Origin of the sequence: Bacillus australimaris, assembly GCF_001307105.1 — a bacterium.
In the GTDB taxonomy this organism is placed as follows: Bacteria; Bacillota; Bacilli; order Bacillales; family Bacillaceae; genus Bacillus; species Bacillus australimaris.
Genome location: NZ_LGYN01000001.1, coordinates 370,560 through 392,831, shown reverse-complemented (window position 1 = coordinate 392,831; position 22,272 = coordinate 370,560). Strand labels below are relative to the sequence as shown.

Annotated in this window: 26 protein-coding genes; 20 read left to right on the top strand and 6 right to left on the bottom strand. The window is 40.9% G+C overall.

The window, feature by feature from the left end; all coding sequences use genetic code 11:
* The first annotated feature begins 97 nt into the window (after window positions 1-97).
* From AKG37_RS02115 to AKG37_RS02100, 4 genes are all read left to right on the top strand, one after another.
* Window positions 98-880: a metal ABC transporter ATP-binding protein gene (locus AKG37_RS02115; protein WP_060697365.1), complete on the top strand. Its 783-nt coding sequence runs from the start codon at window positions 98-100 to the stop codon at window positions 878-880.
* Window positions 880-1,740 (top strand): metal ABC transporter permease, encoded by an 861-nt coding sequence (locus tag AKG37_RS02110; protein WP_060697364.1) that lies wholly within the window; start codon window positions 880-882, stop codon window positions 1,738-1,740. The genes AKG37_RS02115 and AKG37_RS02110 overlap by 1 nt, the downstream gene beginning before the upstream one ends.
* A complete protein-coding gene (zur, locus tag AKG37_RS02105; RefSeq protein ID WP_012010595.1) occupies window positions 1,718-2,146 on the top strand; it encodes a zinc uptake transcriptional repressor Zur in 429 nt (142 codons plus the stop codon). Before AKG37_RS02110 ends, zur begins: the two co-directional genes overlap by 23 nt.
* 132 nt (window positions 2,147-2,278) lie before the next feature.
* Window positions 2,279-3,196, top strand: a complete 918-nt coding sequence (locus tag AKG37_RS02100; protein ID WP_060697363.1) for an ROK family protein — start codon at window positions 2,279-2,281, stop codon at window positions 3,194-3,196.
* 221 nt (window positions 3,197-3,417) lie between these two features.
* Here AKG37_RS02100 and AKG37_RS02095 read toward each other — a convergent pair whose 3' ends face one another.
* Complete coding sequence (locus tag AKG37_RS02095) at window positions 3,418-3,996, bottom strand: 5' nucleotidase, NT5C type (RefSeq protein ID WP_060697362.1); 579 nt, start codon at window positions 3,994-3,996, stop codon at window positions 3,418-3,420.
* Between the two features lie 139 nt (window positions 3,997-4,135).
* On the opposite strand from AKG37_RS02095, the gene AKG37_RS02090 reads away from it, so the two are divergent.
* Window positions 4,136-4,498, top strand: a complete 363-nt coding sequence (locus tag AKG37_RS02090; RefSeq protein WP_060697361.1) for a DUF308 domain-containing protein — start codon at window positions 4,136-4,138, stop codon at window positions 4,496-4,498.
* 43 nt (window positions 4,499-4,541) lie between these two features.
* On the opposite strand, the gene ispG is transcribed toward AKG37_RS02090, so the two are convergent.
* Complete coding sequence (ispG, locus tag AKG37_RS02085; RefSeq protein WP_034319549.1) at window positions 4,542-5,657, bottom strand: flavodoxin-dependent (E)-4-hydroxy-3-methylbut-2-enyl-diphosphate synthase; 1,116 nt, start codon at window positions 5,655-5,657, stop codon at window positions 4,542-4,544.
* A 105-nt stretch (window positions 5,658-5,762) separates the two neighbouring features.
* Window positions 5,763-6,065: a hypothetical protein gene (locus AKG37_RS02080; RefSeq protein WP_060697360.1), complete on the bottom strand. Its 303-nt coding sequence runs from the start codon at window positions 6,063-6,065 to the stop codon at window positions 5,763-5,765.
* Between the two features lie 230 nt (window positions 6,066-6,295).
* Here AKG37_RS02080 and AKG37_RS02075 point away from each other — a divergent pair, with 230 nt between their 5' ends.
* Window positions 6,296-6,841, top strand: coding sequence for a GNAT family N-acetyltransferase (locus AKG37_RS02075; protein WP_060697359.1), 546 nt, complete (start codon window positions 6,296-6,298; stop codon window positions 6,839-6,841).
* 83 nt (window positions 6,842-6,924) lie between these two features.
* On the opposite strand, the gene AKG37_RS02070 is transcribed toward AKG37_RS02075, so the two are convergent.
* Window positions 6,925-7,677 (bottom strand): DUF1189 domain-containing protein, encoded by a 753-nt coding sequence (locus AKG37_RS02070; protein WP_060697358.1) that lies wholly within the window; start codon window positions 7,675-7,677, stop codon window positions 6,925-6,927.
* Between the two features lie 145 nt (window positions 7,678-7,822).
* Between AKG37_RS02070 and AKG37_RS02065 the strand changes: the two genes are divergently transcribed.
* The 9 genes from AKG37_RS02065 to pstB (AKG37_RS02025) all read left to right on the top strand — a co-directional run bounded on the left by AKG37_RS02065 (window position 7,823) and on the right by pstB (AKG37_RS02025) (window position 17,625).
* Window positions 7,823-8,308, top strand: a complete 486-nt coding sequence (locus tag AKG37_RS02065; RefSeq protein WP_060697357.1) for a DUF456 domain-containing protein — start codon at window positions 7,823-7,825, stop codon at window positions 8,306-8,308.
* 182 nt (window positions 8,309-8,490) lie between these two features.
* Window positions 8,491-9,099, top strand: coding sequence for a superoxide dismutase SodA (gene sodA / locus AKG37_RS02060; protein WP_060697356.1), 609 nt, complete (start codon window positions 8,491-8,493; stop codon window positions 9,097-9,099).
* A 326-nt stretch (window positions 9,100-9,425) separates the two neighbouring features.
* On the top strand, window positions 9,426-10,712 hold the full coding sequence (locus AKG37_RS02055) for an MFS transporter (protein ID WP_060697355.1): 1,287 nt from the start codon (window positions 9,426-9,428) through the stop codon (window positions 10,710-10,712).
* Window positions 10,713-10,834: 122 nt separating this feature from the next.
* Window positions 10,835-12,970, top strand: coding sequence for a peptidoglycan D,D-transpeptidase FtsI family protein (locus AKG37_RS02050; RefSeq protein ID WP_060697750.1), 2,136 nt, complete (start codon window positions 10,835-10,837; stop codon window positions 12,968-12,970).
* A gap of 214 nt (window positions 12,971-13,184) precedes the next feature.
* Window positions 13,185-14,102 (top strand): phosphate ABC transporter substrate-binding protein, encoded by a 918-nt coding sequence (locus tag AKG37_RS02045; protein ID WP_060697354.1) that lies wholly within the window; start codon window positions 13,185-13,187, stop codon window positions 14,100-14,102.
* Window positions 14,103-14,181: 79 nt separating this feature from the next.
* On the top strand, window positions 14,182-15,108 hold the full coding sequence (gene pstC, locus AKG37_RS02040) for a phosphate ABC transporter permease subunit PstC (protein WP_060697353.1): 927 nt from the start codon (window positions 14,182-14,184) through the stop codon (window positions 15,106-15,108).
* Window positions 15,108-15,992: a phosphate ABC transporter permease PstA gene (gene pstA / locus AKG37_RS02035; RefSeq protein ID WP_060697352.1), complete on the top strand. Its 885-nt coding sequence runs from the start codon at window positions 15,108-15,110 to the stop codon at window positions 15,990-15,992. Before pstC ends, pstA begins: the two co-directional genes overlap by 1 nt.
* A 23-nt stretch (window positions 15,993-16,015) precedes the next feature.
* Entirely contained in the window at window positions 16,016-16,828 is an 813-nt protein-coding gene (gene pstB / locus AKG37_RS02030; protein WP_060697351.1) for a phosphate ABC transporter ATP-binding protein PstB, read from the top strand.
* A gap of 14 nt (window positions 16,829-16,842) precedes the next feature.
* Window positions 16,843-17,625, top strand: coding sequence for a phosphate ABC transporter ATP-binding protein PstB (gene pstB, locus AKG37_RS02025; protein WP_060697350.1), 783 nt, complete (start codon window positions 16,843-16,845; stop codon window positions 17,623-17,625).
* A 43-nt stretch (window positions 17,626-17,668) separates the two neighbouring features.
* Here pstB (AKG37_RS02025) and AKG37_RS02020 read toward each other — a convergent pair whose 3' ends face one another.
* Both AKG37_RS02020 and AKG37_RS02015 read right to left on the bottom strand, forming a co-directional pair.
* Window positions 17,669-18,169, bottom strand: coding sequence for an endolytic transglycosylase MltG (locus AKG37_RS02020; protein WP_060697349.1), 501 nt, complete (start codon window positions 18,167-18,169; stop codon window positions 17,669-17,671).
* On the bottom strand, window positions 18,166-18,513 hold the full coding sequence (locus AKG37_RS02015) for a hypothetical protein (protein WP_060697348.1): 348 nt from the start codon (window positions 18,511-18,513) through the stop codon (window positions 18,166-18,168). Before AKG37_RS02015 ends, AKG37_RS02020 begins: the two co-directional genes overlap by 4 nt.
* A 424-nt stretch (window positions 18,514-18,937) precedes the next feature.
* Here AKG37_RS02015 and rpmG point away from each other — a divergent pair, with 424 nt between their 5' ends.
* The 5 genes from rpmG (at window position 18,938) to AKG37_RS01995 (ending at window position 22,258) form a co-directional block, all read left to right on the top strand.
* The gene (rpmG, locus tag AKG37_RS02010) at window positions 18,938-19,087 is read left to right on the top strand and encodes a 50S ribosomal protein L33 (protein ID WP_008360061.1); all 150 of its coding nucleotides are present in this window, start codon (window positions 18,938-18,940) and stop codon (window positions 19,085-19,087) included.
* A 48-nt stretch (window positions 19,088-19,135) separates the two neighbouring features.
* The gene (locus AKG37_RS02005; RefSeq protein ID WP_060697347.1) at window positions 19,136-19,696 is read left to right on the top strand and encodes a 5-formyltetrahydrofolate cyclo-ligase; all 561 of its coding nucleotides are present in this window, start codon (window positions 19,136-19,138) and stop codon (window positions 19,694-19,696) included.
* A 198-nt stretch (window positions 19,697-19,894) separates the two neighbouring features.
* The gene (locus tag AKG37_RS02000; RefSeq protein WP_060697346.1) at window positions 19,895-20,359 is read left to right on the top strand and encodes a hypothetical protein; all 465 of its coding nucleotides are present in this window, start codon (window positions 19,895-19,897) and stop codon (window positions 20,357-20,359) included.
* 100 nt (window positions 20,360-20,459) lie between these two features.
* Entirely contained in the window at window positions 20,460-20,633 is a 174-nt protein-coding gene (locus AKG37_RS18955) for a hypothetical protein (RefSeq protein ID WP_017367602.1), read from the top strand.
* A gap of 86 nt (window positions 20,634-20,719) precedes the next feature.
* A complete protein-coding gene (locus AKG37_RS01995; protein WP_060697345.1) occupies window positions 20,720-22,258 on the top strand; it encodes a rhomboid family protein in 1,539 nt (512 codons plus the stop codon).
* The last annotated feature ends 14 nt before the right edge of the window (window positions 22,259-22,272 follow it).

The window sequence follows — 22,272 nt, the reverse complement described above, 5'->3', positions numbered from 1 at the left end:
AAATGTATGTATGGACAGAGAAAATGGCAAAAGCCATTTTCTTTTTGTTGTATAAATCGTAATCATTCTTTTTATATTGATAAAGGTGGAAAGATTCATGGCAAAGCCAATTATTGAAATGAAGGACATTTCTTACTCATATGGGCAGCGAAATGTCATTGATCACATTCATTTAACAGTAGAGGAAGGAAACTTTCTAGCACTTGTTGGACCGAATGGATCTGGTAAAACAACCTTATTAAAGTGCCTGCTTGGGCTTATTAAACCACAGCAAGGTGAATTAAAGCTATTTGGCACTCCTGTTTCAAAATTTAGAGACTGGGATCAAATTGGATTTGTTTCTCAAAAGGCGAATAGTTTTAATACGGGTTTCCCTGCTTCTGTATACGAGGTCGTTGCAAGCGGACTAACCGCGAAAATTGGTTTATTCAAACGAATGAGCAAGCAGGATAAATGGCAAGTTGAAGATGCTATTCGCTCAGTTGGTATACAAGATTTAAAGCACCAAAACATCGGTGAGCTCTCAGGTGGTCAGCAGCAGCGTGCATTTATTGCCCGTGCGCTCGTCAGTCAGCCGAAGCTGCTCATTTTAGATGAGCCGACGGTTGGGGTAGATCAGCGGACTGTAGAAAGCTTTTATCAGCTTTTAGAAACGTTGAACAAAGAAAAAGGAATGTCTTTAATTCTCGTCACACACGACGTCGGCACCGTTTCTGATAAAGTCACCCATGTGGCTTGTTTAAATCAGAGACTGCATTTCCATGGAGATGCAGAAACATTTGATTCAATGGATGATCAGGCGTTATCTCAATTTTACGGGCATGACATTCAAGTGATTCATCACGACCACGACCATCACCATCATGGGGGACATGAATAATGCTATTTCCATTTTTTCATTATGAATTTTTACAAAATGCATTTATCGCAGGAATGCTGATCGGTTTTATTGCGCCCTTACTTGGTGTATTTATTGTCGTAAGAAGGCTCTCGCTCATTGCAGATGCCCTCAGTCACGTATCACTTGCCGGTATTGCCGCAAGCCTATTCCTTGATAAGAAGTTTGGCCTGTTGACAGGGGTGAGCCCGCTTTACTTAGGGATGGCTTTTTCTGTTGCTGGCTCATTGTTTATTGAACGACTGCGCTCTGTGTATAAGCATTATCAGGAGCTTGCTATTCCCATTATTTTATCAGGTGGTATTGGAATTTCCGTCATCTTCATTTCACTAGCCAATGGCTTTAATACAGATTTGTTTAGTTATTTGTTTGGAAGTGTCAGTGCGGTTTCAAGACTTGATCTTTGGATTATTGTGGGGATCTCACTTGTTGTTGTGTTAGTTGTTGTGCTTTTATATAAAGAACTATTTTTGCTTTCTTTTGATGAAGAGCATGCAAAGGCTTCTGGTATTTCAGCAAAATGGATTCATTTTATTTTTATATTAGTCGTCGCACTTGTCATTGCGGCATCCATGCGTATCGTCGGTACACTGCTTGTGTCTGCGCTCATGACGCTTCCTGTTGCGGCAAGTATCCGCATAGCCAAAGGATTCAAACAGGCGATTTTCCTTTCGATCTTGTTTGGTGAATTGTCTGTATTGGCTGGACTGATCTTGAGCTATTATCTTGATTTAGCGCCAGGCGGAACGATTGTGATACTGTCCATCTTGATTTTAATTGGGTGTATTAGTATTGGGAAATTCAGAAGGGGGAATCAACATGAACGTACAAGAAGCGCTTGATTTATTAAAGGAAAAAGGCTACAAATATACAAGCAAACGTGAAGATATGCTTCAATTGTTTTCTGATTCTGATAAATACTTGACCGCTAAAAATGTGCTAACGGCACTAAGTGAAGACTATCCGGGTCTCAGCTTTGATACAATTTATCGAAACCTGTCACTGTATGAAGACCTTGGAATATTAGAAACAACGGAATTATCAGGGGAGAAACTATTTCGATTTAAATGTTCTTTTTCCCATCATCACCATCACTTTATTTGTCTTGCATGCGGTAAAACAAAGGAGATCGATGCCTGTCCTATGGACAAGCTAGACGCTGATTTAGAGGATTATCATATTAGCGGACATAAATTTGAAATATACGGAACTTGTCCTTCCTGCGAACCGAAGGAAGTCCACTCATAAAAAAGCCAGCCGCAGAGCTGGCTTTTTCTTTTGTCTTTTTGAAAACGTTTTACAAAGGACGGCTGTTTCATTAAAATGAGAACAAGGTACTGAAGCAATTTGTGTCTTTTGAAGTAAAGGGAGGGGTCAAAAGTGGCATATTATGTCGTGTTCGATGTAGGCGGGACGAGAACAAAATATGGATTAATGGATCAAGATGGGGAGCTTGTCACGAGCGGTGACTATGAAACGAACTGCCGGCAGCTTGAACCGTTTTTAGAAGCGATGGCGGATGTGGTCAAGCAATATCAGAGAACGTCGGATGTCAGCGGAATTGCCATTAGTCTTCCGGGCTTTGTGGACAGTGATACAGGTTATACAGAATTTGCAGGAGCTATTATTGCCTTAAATGGTCAAAATGTAAAAACACTTTTAGAAGCGAAAACATCTCTTCGTGTGGAAGTCGAAAATGATGCGAACTGTGCAGCTCTTGCAGAAAAATATAGTGGCCATGCGAAAGAGTGTGACAGCTTTATTTGTATGACGCTTGGTACAGGTGTTGGCGGTGGTATTTTCGCTGGCGGTCAGCTTGTACGCGGGGCTTCCTTTCGCGGCGGTGAATTTGGCATGATGCTGACTGAAACGGAAAACGGACAATTTACTACACTAAATAGCAGTGCATCAACGGCTGGATTAATTCGAAGCTATAGAGAAAAGCAAGGAATTCCCCAAAGTACTCCAATAGACGGTCAAGAGATTTTTGAAAAGGCGAAGCGTGATCCGGTCATTGAAGAGTTGGTGAATCAGTGGTACAAGCGAATTGCCATTGGCATTTACAATGTAGCAACTGTCCTTAACCCAGAGAAAATTCTCATTGGCGGAGGCGTCAGTGCAAGGCCGGATTTATTATCAAACATTGAAAAACATTTACATACACTGCATGCATGGAAGAACATTCAGGTGAAGCTGGAAACCTGCTACTACTTGAATCAAGCAGGCATGAAGGGGGCACTGTACCATTTTCTAATGAAAGAAGGACACCTTGCTCCATCAAACAAGCCGAAACATTAAATGAATCGGCTTCAGCGCGTAGGCAAACCCTCACATTCTTTGCCAGGTCTGCGCGCTGGTGCTCACGAATGCTAAATTCGCTCCGCGCCAGTGCTCGCCCTTCCTAGACTGCAAAGGTTTTCTATCACGCTGAAAAGAAGACAAATGGCTAAAATCAAGATCATGTTAGCCATTTGTCAATAATATAAAGCCGATACATTAAATGTATCGGCTTTTCTACCTTAATAAGCAGTTTGCAGACGCTGCTCGTATTGTTTGATCCATTGAGATGCTTCCTGCCAGTTCTTGACGCGAATAATCCTGTCGTCAACAGGCATTTGATTATAAGGGGAGTTAAAAAGAATAACCGGAATGTCAGCCTCTTTTGCAATCATTGTGGCATTGCCATGATGATCCTCAAAAAATACATCAATCTTGTGCTTTTGAACGGCTTCCAGCTTATGATGACCGCCAACGAGCTCAATGTCATCATAGTGCACATGGTGTTCTTGAAACCATTTGTAGGTGATATCTGCATGCTGCTGTCTTCTTGCTGTAATATAAATCAGCCTATGCTGCTGCTTCAATTGATCGAGGATCTCTTTTGCACCCTCAGCAGGCTTTGCCTGTTTATAAATAAGAGGCTCATGCTCATTCATCCAGCCCCAAAACTCTTCTTGAGAAATCTTCAAAAGCTTCGTCAAATCATACTCTGTCATATCATCTAGTGTCATGGCACATTTGAACGACTCATTTAAGTAGGGAACAAAGGTATCCTGCGCCGTCACTGTACCATCAATATCAATTCCTAAACGTAACATGCCCACACTCCTCATTTTTATACTCTTAAAGTGTAACATAATCAATTCACAATTCCAGCAAGTTTTAGCAAACATGAAACAGACATTTTTGCTCATACTAAAAAAGCTCCTTTCTATTAACCAAAAGGGGGAATTGATCATGGAAAGAGACGAGGATTTCAGAAGAAATGACCGTGAAATCGACACACACTTTAGTAATGATGATGGCTATTTAGAGGAAACAGCTGCTGAAATTGCAGAGCCATATCAAGCATCAAGAGATCGAGAAGGCAGACGAGAACGAGACCATGCAGGTGACGATTCAGGCAGTAAGGGGATAGGCTATACAGCACTCGCGATTGCGATTATCTCATTATTTGTCTTGCCGGTGCTATTAGGAGTAGCGGCAATCGTCGTTGGTTATATTGCAAGAAGAAAAGGAGCACATGCGCTTGGCGCGTGGTCAATCGGGATCGGAATTGTTTCCGTCATCCTAGGCATATTTATCACCCCGTTCTTTTAACAAGAACAGAAAAACGCCTGACAATGACGTCAGGCGTTTTTTGTTATGCATTCGCTTGTTTTTCTTTTTCAGCTTCCATTTTCGCATAATGTTCTTCAGCGATTTTATCGATTTCTTTTTTCAGTTCTTCCACCATTGTTTCTTCCGGTACTTTACGAACAATTTCACCTTTACGGAACAATAATCCTTCGCCTCTAGCGCCTGCGATGCCGATATCTGCTTCACGGGCTTCACCTGGACCGTTTACAGCACAGCCGAGAACTGCTACTTTAATCGGTGCTTTAATGGTGGAGATATATTCTTCAACTTCATTTGCAATGCTGATGAGGTCGATTTCAATTCGTCCACAAGTTGGGCAGGAAATCAGTGTTGCTGCATTTGCTGCAAGACCAAATGACTTCAACAATTCACGTGCTACTTTTACTTCCTCAACAGGGTCAGCACTTAATGAGATACGGAGTGTGTTCCCAATTCCCATATTCAAAATAGCGCCAAGTCCAGCTGCACTTTTCACTGTACCTGCAAATAACGTACCTGATTCTGTAATCCCAAGGTGAAGAGGATAATCAAAGGCTTTCGCCGCTTTTTCGTATGCCTCAATTGCAAGGTTGACATCAGATGCTTTCATACTGACGATGATATCATGAAAGTCTAGGTCTTCTAGAATTTTAATGTGATGCAGTGCACTTTCGACCATACCATCTGCTGTTGGGTAGCCGTATTTATCAAGAATCTTTTTCTCTAATGAGCCGGCATTTACCCCGATACGAATCGGAATGCCTTTTTCTTTTGCTGCTTTGACAACTGCTTCGACTTTTTCTCTTCTTCCGATGTTTCCTGGATTGATTCGGATTTTGTCTGCTCCTGCTTCAATCGCTTTCAGTGCAAGCTTGTAGTCAAAATGGATATCCACAACAAGCGGGATGTTGATTTGTTTTTTTATGTCCGCAATCGCATTTGCTGCACGCTCATCTGGACATGCGACACGTACGATTTGACAGCCTGCCTCTTCTAAACGTTTAATTTCAGCGACTGTCGCTTCGACATCATGTGTTTTGGTTGTTGCCATACTTTGAATGACAACCTCATTATTTCCACCTATAGTTAAAGGTCCCACTTTGACGGGACGCGTTTTAGTACGATGTGTGACTTCACTCACTTGTCAATCGCTCCTTAGTGTACACGCAATCATTTGCTATGTACGTCTTGTTTTACAGTTCATATTGTAACAGTCTCTTTGTATGAATGACAAGGAATTAACGTTTTATCTCTTATAGACCGGAAACTTATATGTGCTGCCTGCTCGGATTTCGTTCGCTTTAACCCCTTGATTCAGCTCTTCAAAATCCTTAATGACATCATCGAGGGGCTTGCTTGTATGGACAATGGAGAGGACCGTTTCACCTTGTTTAACAGTGACGTTCTTATATGTCTTTTTCTCAGCTGTTTGAAAAGCACTTGCTGGGACGGCTTGATTTTCCTCAACAGGAATGGTTCCATTCTTTAAATCAAAAAAGATAATGAAGAGGACAAACAAACTGATTAGTAAAAAAAGAATTCGCCGCATTTTACTCACCGCTTTTAAGAGTTTACTTCAGTCTATGCATGTCCTGAAATGATAGAACCAAAAAGAGGAGAAAAGCTGGAAAGAGGGGTTCTAGTTCGCTCTAGTTCGTCTTGTAATAAAAAAACAGTTAGATAACAGATGCCAGTTTGTGAATGTCATCTGGAGGCTGAAGCAACAGGTGAGCATCCTCATAGGGCTATTATGATAAAATAAAAAAAGGGGGAGATCTTATGAAGAAAGTTAGTCAGCATATATATGTGAGAACATTAACAGAACATGATGCAGAATCACTATTAACATTAGAGCTTGAGAATCGTTCATATTTTCAGCAATTTACACCTTTGGTCAACGATGATTTCTTCACGTTACCTCGTCAAATTGAACGTATTCAGCGCAGCGTACATAGAAGTGCACAAGATGAAGCTTACATGCACGGTATTTTCTTAAATGAAACAGATGCTTTAATTGGGACGATTTCATTAAGTTCAGTCGTAAGAGGCCCGATAGAAGGAGCTTTGCTCGGGTATGTCCTCGATCAAAAGCAAGGTGGAAATGGATATATGACCGAGGCAATCCGTTTAATCATTGATTATGCCTTTTTTGAATTGAATCTCCATCGAATTGAGGCAGGAGTGAAGCCGGATAACATGGGTTCCATTCGAGTGCTTGAAAAGACAGGTTTTGAAAATGAGGGACTGAATCGTAAAAAAGTAAAGATTAATGGAGTGTGGGAGGATCACTATTTGTTTGCCATCATCCATCCAGACGAGTTATAGAGCATGAGCATACATAAAAAGCTCCTCCAAGTCGGAGGAGCTTTCAATGTGTAGACAAACCCTTGTTGAATTCGACAAGCGGTTTATTTTTTTGCAGGTATTTCTTTTACCACAAGATATAAGAAGATAAAGTTAATGACCCAATTTAATAAAAATGAGTTTGCAACAGGCGTGTTTAATGCACTCATGATCGCGAAAAAGACCGTTGTTAATGTGAGTGAATAAGCAGAGAGCTTCCAAAGCATTTGGAAGGACAGCTCTTTTTGCTGCATTCGTTTAATAAATGTACCTAGCATCGCAAGGAATGTTGCGCTGATAAACATGAGAGCCGCAGTTGATAGATATAGCAGTACACAGATGACCGGGATAATAATTGCTTGGTTCTGATTTGTGACGCGAGCGAGCTCGTCTTTTGTCAGTGTTCCACCAAGGAGCTGGTATGGAATATCTGTCATTTGCCCATCAATGGCAATCACTGCTTTTTCCTTTAATAAAGCGATGGCGGTTTGCTTTGATTCAAGCTCACTTGCTTTTATTTTTTCAGCAGGATCAAAGATGATGGTGATGCCGTTTTCTTCTTTTTCTATCGGTGTACTTTGATCGGCCTGTAGCTTTCCTTTTTCAATTGAAAATTCGGGTAAATCTTTTTTGATCACGTGCTGAAATCCTGACATCGCATTCGAGATCTCCTGACTCATATGATACCCCTGAGGAACTGCTGCGATGATCGAAAGGATAAAAATGAATAAAATCGCTTTTCCGATCCCTGTAAATCTTGCTTTTGCAATATCTTTTGGTGAGTAAATTCCTTTTATCAATAGATTAAATACGTTCAATACCCATTCACTTCCTACATTCTTTTCTATTTCTCATATTGTATCAATGTCTATCCATCCAGTACAAGTATGGCCTTCATCGCTGGTTAAGAAAGAAGGAATGAGGCATAATGTATACAGCATATAAAAAGGAGGCGGCAAGGTCTTGGACGTGCTGTATTGGATATTGATTGGCTGTGCATTTATCATTGCGTTTGTTGGACTTGTTTATCCAATCATCCCTAGCGTGGTTTTTATGGTTCTCGGATTTATTCTATATGGTTTCTTTTTCAGCTTCGAGCCGCTTACACTGACGTTCTGGCTCATTCAAGCCATGTTTACTGCGGTATTATTTGCGGCAGATTATGTTTCAAACCTCATTGGAGTAAAGCGCTTTGGCGGCAGCCGGGCAGCAATTTGGGGAAGCACCATTGGGTTATTAGCTGGTCCTTTTGTGATTCCCATTGCAGGAATTATCATTGGTCCATTTATCGGCAGTGTCATTGCTGAGCTCCTTGTTCATCAAAAAGATCTGAAAACGAGTGTGAAAGTAGGATTAGGCTCTTTAATTGGTTTTGTATCAGGTGTCTTTGCAAAAGGATTGATTCAAGCGCTGATGCTGGGTATCTTTTTATTTTATGTCCTTCGCTAAGTTGAAAAAGGGTGTTTAAAACTTTTTCTAAAGGGATAAATACAAAATAAACACTGAAATGTTTCAGAACATGAGCAATAACGTTGAAACAAGCTGTTTCTTTTGATACTCTTTGAGTAGGGTGAATTGCTGACTTACAAAGGAAGCATTTCAGTACATACATTTTAAGGAGGAAATTAACCATGGCTTTTAAACTTCCAGAATTACCATATGCTTACGATGCATTAGAACCACATATCGACAAGGAAACAATGACGATTCACCACACAAAACACCACAACACATATGTAACAAACTTAAACAAAGCAATCGAAGGTGTATCAGCTCTTGAAGATCAATCAATTGAAGAGTTAGTGGCTAACTTAAACTCTGTACCAGAAAACATCCGTACAGCTGTACGTAACAATGGCGGAGGACATGCGAACCACTCATTATTCTGGACGCTTCTTTCACCAAACGGTGGCGGCGCACCAACTGGTGAACTTGCAGATGCAATCGAAAAAGAATTAGGCGGATTTGAAAAATTCAAATCTGATTTCGCTGCAGCAGCTGCAGGACGCTTTGGTTCTGGTTGGGCATGGCTAGTTGTGAACAACGGAAAACTTGAAGTCACAAGCACGCCAAACCAAGATTCTCCTTTAACTGAAGGAAAAACGCCAATCCTAGGACTAGACGTTTGGGAGCATGCATACTACCTAAACTACCAAAACCGTCGTCCTGATTACATTTCAGCATTCTGGAATGTTGTAAACTGGGATGAAGTAGCTCGCCTTTACAGCGAAGCAAAATAATGATTTGAGTCGAAAAGACCTGCTTTCAAGAGAAGCAGGTCTTCAGATTTTTGACAAAGGGCTAAAATGATTTTTATTTTAGCCCTTTGTCTTCTTTTTCAGCGTGATAGAAAACCTTTGAAGTCTAGGAAGGACGAGCACTGGAGCGGAGCGAATTGAACATTCGTGAGCACCAGCGCACAGACCTGACAACGAATGCAAGGGTTTGTCTACACGCTGAGACCTGCTTTCAAGAGAAGCAGGTCTTTTTATATTTTCCCCTCCTTTTTTTACATATCTGCCTTTTGATGAGACAGACTATTGTGTAGAAAAGGAGAATGAATTGTATGAGCAAATTAAAGAAAATGTTCGGGGACATGGATGTCACAAGAGATTTATTGCTCCTCCTCACGATTGGTGGATTATACGCACTTGCCATTGCGCTTTCGAATACATTTGTAAATGTGTACTTATGGAAACAGTCTGGAAAATTCACAGACCTTGCGATTTATAACTTGGCCATTGTGGTGCTCCAGCCCATTACGTTTTTATTCGCTGGCCGGCTCGCTAAAAAAATAGACCGGGCGTTTGTCCTCCGTTTCGGAGTCATCTTCTTAGCCGCTTTTTACTTAATCGTCTTAATGGCAGGAGAGCAAGCGGCCGCGCGCCTTGTTTTATTGGGAAGTGTGCTTGGGATCGGCTATGGTTTTTACTGGCTTGCTTTTAACGTACTCACCTTTGAGATCACCGAGCCTGAAACAAGAGATTTCTTTAATGGATTTCTCGGGGTGCTTACTTCAACTGCTGGTATGATCGGTCCTCTCATTGCGGGAATTGTTATTTCTCAATTAACGGATGATACAGGCTATACAGTGATTTTCACGTTATCGCTTTTCTTGTTTTCACTAGCGGTTGTGATGAGCTTTTTTCTCAAGAGAAGGCAGTCAAAAGGCAAATTTATCATTAAACAAATTTGGAAAGAACGCCATGCAGACGAGAATTGGCGTAAAATTACCACTGCTCACTTCTTTCAAGGGCTTCGCGAAGGGGTCTTTGTGTTCTTAATCAGTGTCTTTGTGTTTATTGCAACAAACAGTGAGCTTGCTCTCGGGACGTTTGGTTTAGTGAACTCTGGTGTTGCCTTTTTTGCATATTTCTTCGCAACACGTTTGATTAAGAAAAAATGGCGGAAGAAGGCCATTATGCTAGGTGGGCTGATTTTATATGGCGCCTTGTTTTTAATCGTCTTTCACTTGTCCTATGTATCACTTCTCATGTATGCGGTAGCGATTGCGATAGGATATCCGCTCCTGCTTGTTCCTTATGTATCCCTAACATATGATGTCATCGGACATGCAAGGTATGCTAGAAAAGCCCGAATTGAATACATTGTGGTCAGAGAGTTATTTTTAAATGCTGGCCGTATTAGTTCGATTGTTTTGTTCCTGCTGTCTGTCACCTTACTAGGTGATGAGATCGGAATTCCGGCATCTCTTGTTGTGCTCGGGGCGGGACATACCCTCATTTATTATTTTGTAAAAGATATTCATTTAAAAGAAAAAACAGCTGATATGAAAGAGGCTGACGGTCAAAAGCCAGTATCTCACACGAACCTTATTAAGGGAGAAAGGTAAAATTTCTTACCAATGGAACATCAAATTTCTAGATAAATAATAGAAAAACCGCTAAAATGATGATGGCACCTTTTATACAGAAAAAGGGGTGCCATTTCTTTCTTGATAGAAAAGGTGATGTGATGAGAAACAAGAAAAACAAAAAAGACGCGAAGGAAGGGCGCAAAACACTTCCGATCCGGCTGAATTTGTTATTTTTAGCTGCGTTTATTATTTTTACTGGTGTTGTCGTTAGACTCGGGTTTGTGCAAATTGTCAATGGAGAAGATTATAAAAAGCAGGCAGAAAAACAAGAGGATGTAAATGTCAGCTCATCTGCTCCACGCGGAAAAATTTACGATCGAAACTACAATACGATTGTCAGCAATAAAGCGCTAAATGCCATTACATATACGAGAACCTCGACGACTTCACAAGAAGAGCGGCTCAAAGTGGCATCAAAATTAGCGGATATGATTCATGTGAGTACGAAAAAAATCACAGATCGCGACAAAAAAGATTTCTGGATCTTAACGCATCCGAATGAAGCGAAAAAGCTTGTTCAAAAGGAATCAGATTTAAAGGGTGACAATAAGGTCTCTGATGATAAACTATATGCGCTTCAGCTGAAACGCATCACAGACAAGGAATTAAATCAACTGACGAAAAAAGACTTACAAGTGCTTGCGATTAAAAGACAGATGGACGGAGGCTATGCACTTACGCCTCAATTCATTAAAAATGAAGATGTAAAGCCAAGCGAAATTGCTTACGTCTCTGAGCATTTGGACGAGCTGCCAGGTGTAGATGTGACGACAGATTGGTCCCGCAGCTATCCTTATAAAGGACTGCTCCGCAGTATGCTCGGCAGTGTGTCTTCAAGTGATGAAGGTCTTCCGCAGTCACTTCTTGAGCATTATCTATCACTCGGCTACAGCCGAAATGACCGTGTAGGAAAAAGTTATCTTGAATATCAATATGAAGATGTCCTGCAGGGCCAAAAGGAAAAAGAACAAAGTACAACTGATAAACAAGGCAATGTTACAAGCTCTAAAGTGTTAACAGAAGGAAAGAGCGGAAAAGACCTTGTACTTACAATTGATATTCAGCTGCAAAAAGCGGTTGAAAAAATTATTGAGAAGAACTTGAGAAGTGCGAAACAAAGAGGGGGAACCGAGCTACTTGATCGCGCCTTTGTGGTCATGATGGACCCGAGAAATGGAGAGGTTCTCTCTGTAGCGGGTAAACAGATCTCAAATAAAAACGGAAAATACAAATTCGATGACTACGCATTAGGAACAATGACATCCTCATATGCGATGGGATCAGCTGTAAAAGGGGCAACTGTACTGACAGGATATAAAACAGGGGCTATTCACATCGGAAGTACACAATACGATGAACCGCTCTATATCGCGCAGTCACCGCCAAAGAAATCCTATGCCAATATGGGACTCATTAATGATTTAACAGCGCTAGAGCGTTCATCAAACGTGTATATGTTCAAAACAGCGATCGCTATCGGAAAAGGGGAATACCGTAAGAACCAGGCGCTCCCAATTGATACGAAAGCATTTGATACGTTCCGCTACAATTTCAGTAAATTTGGTCTTGGAATCAAAACAGGTATTGACCTGCCAAACGAAGCAACAGGCTACCGGGGAACGTCTACACAATCGGGTCTCTTACTTGACTATGCAATTGGTCAGTATGATACGTTTACACCGCTGCAAATGGCGCAGTACGTTTCAACGATTGCAAATGGCGGATATCGTTTACGTCCGCAGCTTGTCAAGGAAGTAAGAGAGCCAGACCCGCAGCGCGGCATTGGAGCTGTGACAGAATCAGTCAAACCGGATGTATTGAATAAGCTAGACATGACAAGTGATCAAATCAAGCGTGTCCAGCAAGGCTTCAAGCTTGTGATGCAGAATCCAAGAGGGACAGCCTATTCAAACTTTGGCAACAAAAAGTACAATCCAGCTGGCAAAACAGGGACTGCTCAATCATTCTATGACGGCCCAATTAAAAGCAAACGTGGAACCCCGACGTATAACACAACTCTTGTTGCGTATGCGCCTGCCGATAATCCAGAAGTGGCCATTTCTGTTGTTGTACCATGGGTGTATCAAGACTACAACCAGCGCTATCCGATTACAAACGATATTGGTGAACAAGTATTAGACAAATACTTTGAACTGAAATCAAAACAGGAAAGCAATGATACACAGGAGAAAAATAAAAACAAAATTGAAAATGAAGCAGAAACAAATAACTAGACCTTTACTAGGTAAAAACGCTCACTTTTTGTGGGCGTTTTTTTACGTTATCTTCAAAAATTCCGATATAAATTGACAAAATTCATAAAAAACGCCGCAAGATCTCTACAAAACTTCGACATTTACAAAACCTTAACATTCCATTTAAACGAAATTAATAAAGAACCTTTAATGTATTACTCGTAGGACAAATTATTCAGGGGGTATTCTTGAAATGAAAAAGAACAAATTATGGCTGCTTACTTTCCTTACTATCGCATTGTTAGCATTCGTCACAGCATGCGGAAACAGCAGCTCAAGCGGAGATTCAAAAGACAGTAAAGGAAATGCTTCAAACAAAGATGAGGCATCAGGTTCCATTACCATCTCAGGATCATCTGCGATGCAGCCTTTAGTTCTTGCGGCAGCAGAAAAATTCATGGATAAACATCCAAAAGCCGATATTCAAGTACAAGCCGGCGGTTCAGGAACAGGACTTTCTCAAGTTTCAGAAGGATCTGTACAAATTGGTAACTCAGATGTATTCGCAGAAGAGAAAGACGGAATCGACGCAAAAGCTTTAAAAGACCACAAAGTAGCAGTTGTTGGAATGGCAGCAGCTGTAAACCCTGAAGTTGGTGTCAAAGACATCACAAAGGACGAATTGAAAAAAATCTTCACTGGTAAAATCAAGAACTGGAAAGAGCTTGGCGGGAAAGACCAAAAAATCACGCTTGTAAACAGACCTGATTCTTCAGGAACTCGTGCAACATTTGTGAAATATGCACTTGATGGTGCAACACCTGCAGAAGGAATCACAGAAGATTCTTCAAACACAGTGAAAAAACTGATTGCAGAAACACCAGGTGCGATTGGATACCTAGCATTCTCTTATTTAACAGATGACAAAATTACACCGCTTAGCATTGATGGTGTGAAGCCAGAAGAAAGCAATGTAGAAAGCGGTAAATATAAAATTTGGGCATACGAGCACTCTTATACAAAAGGTGAGCCAGAAGGTCTAGCAAAACAATTTTTAGATTACCTCATGAGTGACGAAGTACAAAAAGAAATCGTCAAAGATCAAGGCTACATCTCAGTCTCTAATATGAAAGTAGAAAGAGACGCAGCAGGCAAACAATCAGATAAGTAAGAGGTCTTGAATTGCTGATGAAGGAAAAGTGGAGCTTTTCACTTTTCCTTTTATGACATTCATAGGAGTGTAGAAAAAGATGAAGCAGATAGAACAGACAGAAGCGAGCGATCGACTGATCAGCTCGAAGAAAAATAGGCAAATGGATGAAGTAAGAGGAAGTATTTTGGTCAGGTTCTGCGCATTCTTAATGATTGCAGTATCCATCGCCATCACGATCTTCCTTAGCATTAAGGGTTTACAATCTTTCATCGTAAATGGTGTAAGCCCAATTGAGTTCTTAACCAGTATCAATTGGAACCCCACAGCAGAAAATCCGGAGTACGGCGCATTTCCTTTTATCTTTGGATCAATCGCCGTCACGCTTCTATCGGCACTCATTGCAGCGCCGCTAGGCATAGCAGGAGCGATCTTTATGACAGAAATTGCACCTGCATGGGGCCGGAAAATTCTCCAGCCAGTCATTGAATTGCTTGTAGGGATTCCATCCGTTGTTTACGGATTCATAGGTCTTACAGTATTGGTGCCGTTTATCGGACATTTCAAGTCAAGCGGCTCAGGACATAGCGTGTTAGCAGGAACGATTGTCCTCTCTATTATGATTCTGCCGACCGTTACATCTATTGCAACAGATGCAATGGCCTCTCTTCCAAAAAGTTTACGTGAGGGCTCTTATGCACTAGGGGCAACAAGATGGCAAACGATTAGACGTGTGCTTGTACCGGCAGCTCTTCCAACATTAATGACAGCAGTCGTTCTTGGAATGGCAAGAGCGTTTGGAGAAGCCCTTGCCGTTCAAATGGTCATTGGAAATACGCGTAATTTACCAGAGAGCATTATGGATACAGCTGGTACATTAACAACCATTATTACGTTAAACATGGGTCACACAACGTATGGAAGTGTTGAAAACAATACACTTTGGTCAATGGGTCTTGTCCTTCTAGTTGTATCGTTTATGTTCATACTCATTATCAGATACTTGTCGTCTAGGAGGAAGATTTAATGAATAGCAAAATGACCGATCGTTTTGCCACATTTGTTTTTGGGCTATGCGCCGCCATTATTACGGCGATCCTAGTTGGTTTGTTTTCTTATATCATTTTCAACGGTGCAAAAGAATTAAACTTTGACTTTTTGACAACTCGCTCAAGTGCGATTGGCTCTGGCGGTGGCATTAGGGATCAGCTGTTTAACTCGTTTTACATTTTGTTTATTACAATGCTGATTACAGTGCCACTCGGTGTCGGCGGTGGAGTGTATATGGCAGAGTATGCACCTCAAAACAAAGTCACTGATTTTATTCGTACATGTATTGAAGTGCTGTCTTCACTTCCTTCCATTGTCATTGGTATGTTTGGTTTACTCATGTTTGTTAATTTAACAGGCTGGGGCTATAGGATCATCGGAGGAGCTCTTGCGCTCACGGTGTTTAACCTGCCGGTGATGGTCAGGGTGACAGAAGATGCGCTTCGCTCTGTACCGAAGGATCAAAAAGAAGCATCACTTGCGCTTGGTGTGACGAAATGGCATACAGTGAAGACAGTCCTCATTCCAGGTGCGATTCCTTCTATTATTACCGGTGCGATATTAGCATCAGGAAGAGTCTTCGGGGAGGCGGCTGCGCTTCTTTTCACAGCAGGTCTCACGACACCGCGTCTTGATTTTACAAACTGGAGCCCATTTTCTGATACGTCACCGCTGAATATTTTCAGACCGGCAGAAACATTAGCCGTTCATATATGGAACGTCAATACACAAGGAATTATTCCAGATGCAGAGGCCATTGCAAATGGTGCATCAGCCGTACTTGTGCTTTCCGTTTTAGTATTCAACTTAGCAGCTAGATGGCTTGGTTCATTTATTCATAAAAAGCTTACGTCAAAATAATGTGAGAGAGGTGTGAAGGGGATATGGTTCAAATGCTAGCAGAAAAAAAAGAGATTGCAGCAAAAAAGGCTCCACTTCAATCAGAACAGATTTTACAGGTGCAGGATTTAAGCATTTATTATGGTGAAAAAAGAGCGGTTAATCAAATATCATTTGAAATTGAGAAGAACGCTATTACAGCATTGATTGGCCCATCAGGCTGCGGGAAATCAACCTTTTTACGAAGCATTAACCGCATGAATGACTTGATTCCAGGTGCGAGAAGTGAAGGGGCAATTATGTACGAAGGGTTAAATATTTTAGATGACCGTATCAATGTGGTGAATTTAAGAAGAGAAATCGGCATGGTCTTCCAAAAGCCAAATCCATTTCCTAAATCAATCTACAACAACATTACACATGCGTTAAAATATGCGGGTGAAAAAAGAAAATCTGTACTTGATGATGCGGTGGAGGAAAGCTTAACAAAGGCGGCGCTATGGGATGAGGTGAAAGACCGTCTGCACCGCTCTGCTTTGTCATTATCAGGCGGTCAGCAGCAGCGCCTTTGTATTGCGCGTACACTTGCGATGAAACCTAGTGTGCTTCTATTAGACGAACCTGCTTCTGCCTTAGACCCGATCTCAAATGCAAAAATTGAAGAACTGCTTACACAATTAAAAAATGATTATTCAATCGTCATTGTGACGCACAACATGCAGCAGGCGCTTCGTGTATCTGACCGTACAGCCTTTTTCTTAAACGGTGATCTAGTGGAATATGATGCTACAGAACGTATTTTTACACGTCCTGCGCAGCAAAAAACAGAAGACTATATCAATGGTCGATTTGGATAAGGCGGGTGATTTTGATGAATGCAGTAGCAACTGAAACAGCTAAAAAAGAAGTGTTTCGTGTGAATGATATGAACCTATGGTACGGGCAGCATCACGCACTGAAACATATTGATTTAGACATTAGAGAGCATGAAGTCACAGCGATTATCGGCCCGTCTGGCTGCGGAAAATCAACATTTATTAAGACCTTAAATCTCATGGTCAAAACAGTGCCAGGTGTGAAAATCACTGGGGATATGATGTATAACGGCGACAACATTTTAAAAGGCCGTGTTGACTTAGTGGAACTGCGTAAAAACGTCGGGATGGTCTTTCAAAAAGGAAACCCATTCCCTCAATCTATCTTTGATAATGTCGTCTACGGACCAAGAATTCATGGAGTAAAGAGCAAGCAGCAATTGAAAGAAATCGCTGAAAAAGCGCTACGTGATGTTGCGCTTTGGGATGAAGTGAAGGATCGATTAAGTGCGCCTGCACTAGGTCTTTCCGGCGGTCAGCAGCAGCGGCTTTGCATTGCAAGAGCGATTGCCACAAGCCCAGACATCTTATTAATGGATGAACCAACATCAGCGCTTGATCCTGTCTCAACATTAAAGATTGAAGAACTGATTATGAAATTAAAAGAGAAATACACGATTGCCATTGTGACGCATAACATGCAGCAAGCGGCTAGGGTATCAGACCGAACGGCTTTCTTCTTAATGGGGGAGCTTGTTGAGACCAATGATACGAATGTGATGTTCTCTGAGCCAAACGATCAAAGAACGAATGATTATATATCTGGTCGATTTGGATAATAAAAAACCCTCTGGAGGTCCGCGCCGCCAGAGGGTTTTGTTGTTATTTTGTTAAGGCTTTGACGATTTGTTTAAACGTCATCCCTGTTTTTAAATTGAACTTGCCTGCACGAATTTCTTTATGATAGCCGGCGTCAATCACGTAATCATTAAAATCTTTAGACGAATTGATGATTCCGTCCTTTTCAAGCATGTCTGAAACATCACTTGTGCTCATCCCGTTTTTAATCACGAATTTGATCGATTTGCCTTTAGGCTTGTCCGATGCTTGTTTATCATTCGTTGAATCGCCGTCTTCATTTGCCTTCAGTGCTTTTTCTTTATAATCAAGAAGCTGCTGATATGTTTCACGGCTGACGGAGACTTCTTTTTTAGAGTCTAAATAGTTCTTCACGTCAGTGTCTGTAACTTTTGCTGCAAGGGTTTCTTTTGTTGTTGTATCAGCTTCCGCTTCATCTTTCCCAGTGAGGAAAAAGACGATCGCCAGAACACCAGTTGCAAGAATCATACCTGCTGCAAACGTTTGGATGCTTTTTTTCGTCATACAAGCACCTTCTCGTTGTCTTTAATGATCATGTTGACCTCTTCTACAGATACATGCTCAGCACGCGCAATGGCTTCAGGAGACATGCCATTTTGGTGCTTTGAAATGATTTGTCTTGCAATAGATGGATCAATTTCTGAATGTTTGCGGACGACGATGTTTGTTTCAAGCAATTCTTCTTCAAGAACCTTCATTTTCTTTTTCAGTTTATAGATTTCTTGCATTGCAGATAGTTGAAGTGTTTCAAGTTCCTGCTCGACTTCTTTAATTGGCTCTCTTTGAAAATATGAGAATGCGATCAGTACGATACTGACAACAAGCAATCCGATAATTGCAATTTCCATGTTTCATCACCTTTTATTCATATTTTAATGCGGAAAGCCATAAAAGGCTTTCATGATTGTTTCAGACAGTTTTCGACCCTTCTTTTTTATACCATAAAAAAGCTAGTTTCAAAAGGAATTGGTGAAAAAATCACCTTTTTTTCATCTTTTTTCTTTTTATATGTAAAACGAGTATGAAAACCTTGCCCGCTGTCAAAATAAAAGTGGGGTTAAAGAGGGATTCTCATGTATACAGTACGACAAAGGTTGAGGTTTTATAGGGGAGCAGGCCATTTTTCATGAAATGACTGTGCGATATGGATAAGAAGGCGGACAGATTGCACTGAAAATGAAATTGGTGAAAAAACATTCTAGCATTCCTAAGCTATAAGTGGTATTATAGTTAGGTCTGAATGTGAATTGATTTTAGTTTGGAGGGAAAAACATGCGCGTAAATATTACTCTAGCTTGCACTGAATGCGGTGAGCGTAACTATATTACTAAAAAGAATAAGCGAAACAATCCAGATCGCGTTGAATTCAAAAAGTATTGCTCACGTGATAAAAAACAAACTTTACATCGTGAAACAAAGTAAGCAGCAGGGAATTTTCCTGCTGTTTTTTTATGATGGGAGATGAACTGTGTGAAAAAAGAGCTTCGCCTTCAAACATTAGCTAAGCTTGATCAGATGACTGATGAGGAATTTGAGCGAAGCACCGCTTTCCTTCATGAGCACTTGTTTCAGCTGCCAGCATGGAAACATGCAAATACGATTGCACTCACCATGTCTAGAGGAAAAGAGATACCGACAATGCCTCTGATTGAAAAAGCATGGCAGGAGGGGAAAACAGTATGTGTACCGACCTGTTTCCCGGAAACAAAAGAGATGACGTTTTATGAATATACACCGGAAACGAAGATGATATCCCGCTACTTTGGGCTGTTGGAACCCGATCCTGCGTCATCGTCAGCTGTACATAAAAAAGCGATCGATCTGATCATTGTTCCTGGGGTGTGCTTCGATCAGCACGGCTACCGTATCGGTTACGGAGGCGGCTATTATGACCGCTATTTAGCTGATTATCACGGCGCCACGCTTGCTCTTTGTTTGTCTGTACAGCAAGTAGACCATCTTCCAGCTGAACCGCATGACATACCAGTATCTATAATGGTCAGTGAGAAAGGCGCATTTTATCAAAAGTAAAAGTCCGCTGCTTATGCGTAAGAACGGGCTTTTTTGTGTTGAGACCGTTTGGTTTGATTTATGAGTTGGTCGAAGTGAATGTTGAGTTGATATCTCTTTAAATTTAAGTTGCGGCTTCACTTGTCTGTAATTTAACCGATTTTAATAATAGTTTGCGTTTATTCATTTAATGACTTTTTAGCTATTAGGAGGCATATATTGAAAAAATTTCGAGGAAAGAAAAGATACTTCCGTAATTTGTGGAAGGAAGTTAATACTTTTGACTTACAGCTGGATCATGATTATTGGTTCGATTTTTTTCATACCCATCTTGATTTTTTTGGTGTTGGGAAAAATAGTTTGAAAATAAGAAGAGAGCATATTAAAGCTCATATCTCTTTATACAATAGACTGCTAAAGCAGCTTGAAGCATTTGAAAAGCCATACCAAACATGGATCTGTATTCACGAACAAGATCCAATGTTAGATGCTGTGTATGTCCATTCACCAAATCCAAATGATGATGACTTCCCGCACAAGCTTGAAGAGTTAGACCCGAATTGTAAGCTGCCTCATACGTTCAAGGATTTAGTGGACCTTCATCAATTTGATGTTTCCTGTTATCGATCAGAGTGTGAAGAGGTCTATTATATTCAATCAAAAGAACAAGGGATTAGTTTGTGAAGGCTGGCTAACGAATGGAACCATTGCAAGCGATAAAAACACTGGTTCATGCATAAACAAATCCTATTTAAGCCACGATACGAACATAGGAGGGAATATGATGAATAAAATGATTTGGAGCATTGTGTTCACACTTTTTGCATTCGTACTCGTGCAAAATCGTTATCGGCTGATGAATTTGATTTTAGGTCAAAATCAAGTGCGTCACTTTTTTATTAAATGGCTGATGAAAATTCCATATTTTCGGACGAAATTTATTCGCCAAGCATTCTAATCCCGCAAACGCCGGGATTTTTTTGTTTAGAAATGCGGATCAGAACGATTCTTGTTATAATAATGTAAAAAATGGAGCGCGAATGAATGAATGTCATAGATAGTCTATTTTGGCGAGTTGTTGATGAACTAAGACGAAAAGGATACGAGATGATTCAAAGTCCGTATCCAGAAGATGAAATCTTTTTTGAAGCACCACGAAACTCAGGGTATGATCTCATCCGTCTATATAGAAAAGATGTGAATTTTAGACAGGAGATCGTTCGAGATATAGAGGAGCAAACGTATCGGATCGATCAGCTGAGAGAAGCTATGCGTAAACGATCTCTTCATCTCTTACAGCTGCAATTTACAACTGATGTTCCAGTAGATGATTGGGAAGACCTAAACGGTCACCCGCAAAAAGAGAAAAAGGTGACAGTTACCCCTGTATTACTGAGCGCAGATGCTCTTCAAAACGATGTAAACGAACTGCAAAAATGGTTGAATACATCGCTTACAGTTGATGTAGAAGAAGCGAAGAGAGACACACTTGAGGATACAATGCAGCTTAAAATGAACGTGCTTCGAGCCTTTCATGATCAGGAAAAGCAGCGTGAACGAGAACGGGCCGTTTTTCAAAATGGCAGACCCATCTTTACATATTTGCTGATCGCTGTTCAAGTGGTGATGTTTCTTTTACTTGAGCTGTCTGGTGGAAGTACCAATACGGCGACTTTAACTGCGTTTGGTGCGAAAAATAATGCGCTAATCTTAGATGGAGAATGGTGGCGCCTCATTACACCAATGTTTTTACACATTGGCTTGACACATTTACTCTTTAATACATTTGCTCTTTGGTCCGTCGGAGCGGCCGTTGAGAGAATTTATGGTTCGGGGCGATTTTTGCTTATCTATTTGATCTCCGGTATTTTTGGCTCGATTGCGAGCTTTGTGTTTAATACGGCGATTGCAGCAGGTGCATCAGGTGCGATCTTTGGCTGTTTAGGTGCACTGTTATATTTAGCAATTTCTAACCGAAAGCTTTTCTTTCGGACGATGGGAACAAATATTATTGTAATTATCCTCATCAACTTAGGGATTGGCTTCACCGTGTCAGGTATTGACAATGCAGGTCATCTTGGCGGCCTTGTTGGCGGATTTTTCACCGCTTTAGCTGTCCGGCTGCCTAAACAGGTGCAGCCAGTCAAAATGCTTCTTGCGAGTGCTGTTCTGCTCTTGATTGGAGGCTTTGGATTGTATACAGGGTTTCATTCAGACGATCAAAAGGAAGCAGCGGCAGTAAGTGAGGCAGCGAGTTTATTTGATGAGAAGAATTATAACGAAGCAAGTAAACGTTTAGAGGAATATGTGCACGAAAAGGATGCATCAGCGGAGGCGCTTCATATCTATGCACTATCAGAAGCGCAGCAGGGGCGCCTTGATAAAGCCATTCAATTTTTGCAAAAGTCGCTTGAAAAAGATCCAGATGAACCAAATAAACTGTATCATTTATCGTTGTTGTTCGTAGAAAAAGGGGACACAGCGAAAGCAGAGGAACTATTAGAGAAAGCGTTAAAACAGGATCCTCAAAATGATCAATTTTTAAAGCTGAAACAATATATCGAAAATAGTCAAACACGTTGAATGACTTGACTGAA